This is a genomic window from Loigolactobacillus zhaoyuanensis (assembly GCF_003946385.1).
Taxonomy (GTDB): domain Bacteria; phylum Bacillota; class Bacilli; order Lactobacillales; family Lactobacillaceae; genus Loigolactobacillus; species Loigolactobacillus zhaoyuanensis.
Map to the genome: position 1 here is coordinate 1 of NZ_RHOE01000099.1, position 5,838 is coordinate 5,838.

The 5,838-nt window shown below is 43.6% G+C and carries 5 protein-coding genes and 1 tRNA gene; 5 read left to right on the top strand and 1 reads right to left on the bottom strand.

Translation table 11 applies throughout. The features are described 5' to 3' along the window. Nucleotides 1-293: 293 nt before the first annotated feature. Nucleotides 294-566 (top strand): type II toxin-antitoxin system RelB/DinJ family antitoxin, encoded by a 273-nt coding sequence (locus tag EKM76_RS12550; RefSeq protein WP_125550944.1) that lies wholly within the window; start codon nucleotides 294-296, stop codon nucleotides 564-566. Then, nucleotides 563-847, top strand: a complete 285-nt coding sequence (locus EKM76_RS12555; RefSeq protein ID WP_125550945.1) for a type II toxin-antitoxin system RelE/ParE family toxin — start codon at nucleotides 563-565, stop codon at nucleotides 845-847. Before EKM76_RS12550 ends, EKM76_RS12555 begins: the two co-directional genes overlap by 4 nt. 341 nt (nucleotides 848-1,188) lie before the next feature. On the opposite strand, the gene EKM76_RS12560 is transcribed toward EKM76_RS12555, so the two are convergent. Continuing rightward, the gene (locus EKM76_RS12560) at nucleotides 1,189-3,141 is read right to left on the bottom strand and encodes an ABC-F family ATP-binding cassette domain-containing protein (protein WP_125550946.1); all 1,953 of its coding nucleotides are present in this window, start codon (nucleotides 3,139-3,141) and stop codon (nucleotides 1,189-1,191) included. Nucleotides 3,142-3,413: 272 nt separating this feature from the next. Here EKM76_RS12560 and EKM76_RS12565 point away from each other — a divergent pair, with 272 nt between their 5' ends. The 3 genes from EKM76_RS12565 to EKM76_RS12575 all read left to right on the top strand — a co-directional run bounded on the left by EKM76_RS12565 (nucleotide 3,414) and on the right by EKM76_RS12575 (nucleotide 5,445). Continuing rightward, nucleotides 3,414-4,073 carry a redox-sensing transcriptional repressor Rex gene (locus EKM76_RS12565; RefSeq protein ID WP_125550947.1) on the top strand — a complete coding sequence of 220 codons (660 nt, stop codon included), beginning with the start codon at nucleotides 3,414-3,416 and terminating at the stop codon, nucleotides 4,071-4,073. Nucleotides 4,074-4,202: 129 nt separating this feature from the next. Continuing rightward, a complete protein-coding gene (locus tag EKM76_RS12570; RefSeq protein ID WP_125550948.1) occupies nucleotides 4,203-5,276 on the top strand; it encodes an LPXTG cell wall anchor domain-containing protein in 1,074 nt (357 codons plus the stop codon). Between the two features lie 97 nt (nucleotides 5,277-5,373). Beyond that, nucleotides 5,374-5,445, top strand: a tRNA-Gln gene (locus tag EKM76_RS12575). The last annotated feature ends 393 nt before the right edge of the window (nucleotides 5,446-5,838 follow it).

Below are 5,838 nucleotides of genomic sequence, written 5' to 3' on the forward strand. Positions count from 1 at the left end.
TCAGGAACTAAAAAAATCAGAGCGCTCGCAACAGGCTCTGATCTCAACTAATAATTGAATCCGATAACAACCTGAGTATACAAATTTTTTTGTGCTTTGGCTACCCTTTTGTTTTGTATACTCATTTTTTAATTCTTTTCATAAAAAAAGCAACGCAGTCATTAACTGATCTAGGTCGGCTGATGGCTGCGTTATTTGGTTGAATTGATGCAAATATTTCAGAGCATGTCTTTTGTTAGTACAAAAAGCTAATAACGTGTTATCATTGAGTGGACAAAAGGGGGTTGATACTGATGGTAAATAAGGAAACAGATCGAGTAACCGTCCGAATGGATAAAAAGCTAAAAGAAGCAGTACAGCACGATTTAGAGGAAATGGGTCTAGATATGACCACGTTGATCACAATGACCTTTAAACAAGTTGCACGAACTCATGAATTGCCGTTTGTACCCACCGCACGGGATCCATTTATGACAGCTCTGGAAGAATCACGAGCACAATATGCGCGTGGCGAATATGAATCAGGATCACTTGAAGACTTTAAGCAAACTATTAATGATCTATGACCGAATTATCATGGACGCCGACTATTTTACGGCAAATCAAGGTATTAAAACGCAAGCATTATAATTTAGAGCTACTCTATGTGGCACTAGATGCAATTAGTGTTAATGATCAAGCAAAATTACGGCAGCTTCACGATCATGGTCTTCAAGGTAACCATCAGGGTGATCGTGAACTGCATATTGATGGTAGGGATTGGCTTTTGATTTACAGAGTGGATCAAGGCCGAACAAAAATTTTACTACTTGCTACGGGATCGCATAAAAAATTATTAGGTAAATAACCAACTAAATTAAGTTACCTTTAAAAAGAGACTACGACTTGAACTTGGCGGTCGTTGCCCTAGTTTGATCGACAACGCAAGCAGGTTCGGTTTAGTGATTAAGCGCTAGTATTTACTACTTGTTAGTTCGGCTATTAAGCACGCGCGACAGTGGCCGGCTGGGCATTCAGATACAAAAACACCGGTAATACAGTTTCTTGACTGTTTTACCGGTGTTTTTGCGCGCCTATAACCTATTTTAAAAATAACTATTTATACTCTTTGAGCTACCTAAACCGTTTAATTTAATTCATAAAATAGTGATCTAACACTGGTGCATCAGAATGAGACTAAACGTTTTTCTATTCAGCATGTAATTCTTCCAGCGCTAAACTTTGTTGTTCCCATTGATCTTCAACGGTTTGTTGTTGCTGATTAACGGTTTCCAATTGTTGTTGCAACTCGGTTAACTTGGCCGGATCTTGCAGGGTGTCTGGCTGGGTCATGGCCAGCTGTAACTGCTGGTCTTGCTGAGCCAAGGTTTCGATCTGCGCTTCCAAAGCCGCAATTTCGCGCTGTAATTTGCGTTCTTGCTTTTGTTGCTCCTTGTTCAGCTGGTATTGCTGCTGATCCGTGCTCGGTGCAGCACTGGTAGCCGTAGCAGTGACGACCGGCGCTTTTTCCGCTGCAATGGCTTCAGCCTCAGCTTTTTTATCGAGGTAATAATCGTAATTACCAAGGTAAGTTTGTGTGCCGGCGCGGGATAGTTCAACGGTCAAAGTCGCCAGGTGATTCATGAAATAGCGATCATGGGAAACGAAGAGGATTGTGCCATCGTAATTGAGTAACGCTTCTTCTAAGACTTCCTTGCTATCAATGTCCAAATGGTTAGTCGGTTCATCTAAAATCAAGAAGTTATTGTGGTTCATCGCCAATTTAACTAGCATCAGTTGCGCCCGTTCGCCACCAGAAAGACTGGCAACTGACTTTTCAACGTCGCTACCGGTAAAAAGAAAACTACCAAGAATACGGCGAATATCGACTTCTGGCAAGGTGGGATGCTCATCCCAGATTTCGTTGAGCACATTTTTGTCGCGATGCAGCTTTTCTTGTTCCTGATCGTAATAACCCACATCAACGCCCGTTCCAAACTGAGCTTGACCACGTAGAAAGGGGATCTGACCAAGTATGCTTTTAAGCAGCGTTGATTTGCCGACGCCGTTTGGTCCGGTGATAGCGATGACTTGGTGGCGCTTGACTTGTAGATTGATCGGATCGGCTAACGTCGTATCAGCGTAGCCCACGGCCGCGTTGGTCACATCTAGCACTTGATTACCAGAGGATTTATCGGCAGTAAAGCTGAAACGAACAGTTTTGTCATCGTTTTGAGGCCGCTCGATCCGCTGGATTTTCTCCAATTGTTTTCGGCGACTCTGGGCCCGCTTGGTGGTCGAGGCGCGGACAATATTTTTATCAACAAAATCTTGTAACTTAGCAATTTCCGCTTGCTGTTTTTCGTAAGCTTTCCACTCTTGCGTCAAATTAGCGGCTTTTTGTTCTCGGTAGCGCGTGTAGTTGCCGCGATAATGGCGGGTAGTGTGCTGACTAAGATCATAGACTTCGTTGGCGACTTTATCGAGAAAATATTGATCATGGGAGACGATCAACAGCGCGCCAGGGTAGCCTTGCAGATAATTTTCCAGCCAGGTCAAAGTATCAATATCCAAATGGTTAGTCGGTTCATCTAAAATTAATAAATCATGCTTTTCCAGCAATAATTTGGCTAACGCTAAGCGGGATTTTTGACCACCAGATAGGGTGCTGACTTGATGCTCATAAAAATCGGCATCAAAGCCAAAGCCATGCAACACGTTACGGATCTCGGCTTCATAGCCGTAGCCGTTGCGTTCGGTAAAGGTGTGTTGTAATTGTTCATAGCGTTTTAAGGCTAGCTGGTAGGCTTCGTCATCGGCCAACAAGTCGTGCTCGCCTAATTGGGCCTCTAACTGATGCATCTGCTGCTCCATTTGCCGCAGGTCAGCGAACACCGTCAGCATTTCCGCAAAAATCGTGTGTTGGCTATCTAAGCCAGTATCCTGGGACAAATAACCAATGCTGACGCCTTTGCTGGTAACGACTTGGCCTTCATCAGGTGGGTTTTGATCGATCAAAATTTTCAGTAAAGTGGACTTGCCGATACCATTGCGGCCAACTAAAGCGACCCGCGAGCTACTTTGGACCTCCAGTTGCACATTTTCAAACAAAACTTCTGCGCCAAAGCGACGGGCGACGTTTTGTGCTTGTAATAATATCACGAGGTTCGCTTCTTTCTAAATGAATTATTGGTTAAAACTGATTGTTGTTATTTAATATTTTTGATTAATTTAAGCTGGATCGGAACGTTTCTTAAAATTTAAGCGTATTTTTACCACTCTCTAGTCTACCATATCTTGGTGGTTTTCGGACCGCATGCGCAAAACAAGTTGTGAGCAATCAATTGCTTTTCACAAGCAATTACAGTATGATAACAAGTGTTAATAAGAAATTAATTCACAAATTGAAAAAAATATAGTTTGGAGCTGAGCGAATGGCTGAAGCAAAAATACCTAAGGCAACCGCCAAACGATTGCCGATTTATTATCGATACTTAAATATTCTATTTAATGCGGGTAAGCAGCGCGTTTCTTCCACAGAGCTTTCTGAAGCAGTTCAAGTTGATTCGGCCACGATCCGCCGCGACTTTTCTTACTTTGGTGCCCTGGGCAAGCGCGGCTATGGTTACGATGTAGAAAATTTACTTAATTTCTTCAAAAAAACGCTCAATCAAGATCGCCTGACCAATGTGGCGTTGATTGGGGTCGGTAATTTAGGTCATGCGTTGTTGAACTACAATTTCCGGCAAACGAACAGTGTCCGCATTAGTGCGGCGTTTGATATTAATGAAGCGATCGCTAACACGATCCAAAGCGGTGTGCCCGTATATCCAATGGCTGAGATGAAGGAACAATTGCAGATCCAACAAGTCGACGTGGCGATTTTAACCGTGCCGATCGAGGATGCGCAGATCGTTGCCGACGAATTAGTTGATGCTGGCGTTAAAGGAATCATGAATTTCACCCCAATTCGCGTTTCAGTGCCTGCAACCGTGCGTGTACAAAATGTCGATCTGGCCAATGAATTGCAAACGCTGATCTATTTCTTGGATCACTATGGTAGTGAAACAACCAATAATTCAGCAACTGAATAAATGCGTGGACGGCCATTTGGCTAGTCACGCATTTTTTTTGCATTTTAAAAGTTTTGTTACAGCGCTCACATTATAAATATGGTAGGATATAATTAACATGAGGATCGTCATCTATTTGGAGGGATTTAGATGTCTATATTAAAGTATACGTTGCGCTATTGGATCATTAGCGGCGGCGTTTTGTTGAGTTTAGGGATTCTGGGGGCACAAACTAATACGAATGCGGCAGCTACGCCGGTAACGCCTGCTGCAACCGACGCTAGTGTTACGTCAACTGTGCCGGATACAGCGTCGGCAACTAATAGTGAAGCACCAGCAGTTACAAGTGGGCTATTAACGCCGACAAAACCGGTGATGCCACAACTTGAAGGCACGGCGGTAGCACCAGGGACGGCTGCGACTGGCATTGCAGAACCTGCAAGCAAGGCAACACTGCCGACGACACAATCCGAGTCGGTTGCACCAGCCGCCCAAACTGCTGATGCTGCGGACGCTACAAGTAGTCAATCAACGGCGGACACAACTGAAACAACTGAGCCGCCAGTCACAACGGCACCCGCAACGCCGGCAGCAAATGATCAAGCGACACAAAATACGGGATCAACGTCAAACCAAGACACACCGACCACCGCTAATTTAGTAGCGATGCTGCAGCGATTGGCCCAGCGTTACCCGCAATTAAGCACGCAACTTAATCAATTGATCGACCGACTGGAAAAAGATGATACTGCTGAATTGCACTCACGGTTGTTACCACTACAAACGGTCGCTACGATCGGTGAGACTGAGCAAACGGTCACGTCGCTAACTACATGGCTCAAGCAGCAAACCGCGACTACGCGAGAAGTTCAGCAAAAAGCGACAGCAGTCACTAAAGTTGACCAGCATGATTTGTTTGCCGATTTAAACGCAGATAAAAAGGCAACTGCCGCAGCTAGTAATAAGGTGACCACCACTAAGCCAGTGACCAAAGAAGATACCCCGTTTAAATTGGTGCAAGATTCAGCAGTGACCGAAACAACAACTGAAACTGCGAAATTAGTTGCCAAAACGGCGGCAACGACACAGAAAAAACAACCAGCGAAAACTTTTTTGATCCATTTACTACCAGAAACAGGGGAACAAGTTAATTTACTATTAAGTCTAGTTGGCGTCGGTTTGATCGGTAGTGCATTTTTTTTACTAAAGCATGATTGGTCTTAAGGTCGTTATTCGCTTTTTGTATAAAAAATCAAATTATTAATTGACAGACCGTTAAATTTTAGGTAAACTATTATTCGTTGATGAGTTTTCGCATCATTGGGTAATAGCGAAATGGTAACGCAACGGACTCTGAATCCGTAATTTCTAGGTTCGATCCCTAGTTACCCAATAACAGGACCGCATTGGTTGTCATAAACGCGCAAAGCGCTGATATGGCAACCTTTTTTATTTTTTATAAGTTTTACTGAGAAGTCGCTAAATGCCATCCAGTGAGTAGCATGTAAACGGCATACCGATAAAAAAAGCTAACCGCAAAAAGGGTTAGCCCACTTAACACACTAAGCGAACATCCACAACGGTGCTCGCTTTTTAGATAGTCATAATACGAAAGTCACCGGCAGTTGCAAGTGCACGGTAAGCACCAAATAACTGACCGACTATCAAACTAACTAAATCCAAGTTATGATTACCTCATCAAATAATTGGTGAGGTGATTTTTATTGGCAAAACCCGATATTGTACAAATCAAAATGGATCAATCTGAACCACAGCTACGCGCAAC

Coding starts and splice junctions, on each gene's coding strand:
- EKM76_RS12550 (WP_125550944.1), top strand. CDS start 294: ATGGTAAATAAGGAAACAGATCGAGTAACCGTCCGAATGGATAAAAAG.
- EKM76_RS12555 (WP_125550945.1), top strand. CDS start 563: ATGACCGAATTATCATGGACGCCGACTATTTTACGGCAAATCAAGGTA.
- EKM76_RS12565 (WP_125550947.1), top strand. CDS start 3,414: ATGGCTGAAGCAAAAATACCTAAGGCAACCGCCAAACGATTGCCGATT.
- EKM76_RS12570 (WP_125550948.1), top strand. CDS start 4,203: ATGTCTATATTAAAGTATACGTTGCGCTATTGGATCATTAGCGGCGGC.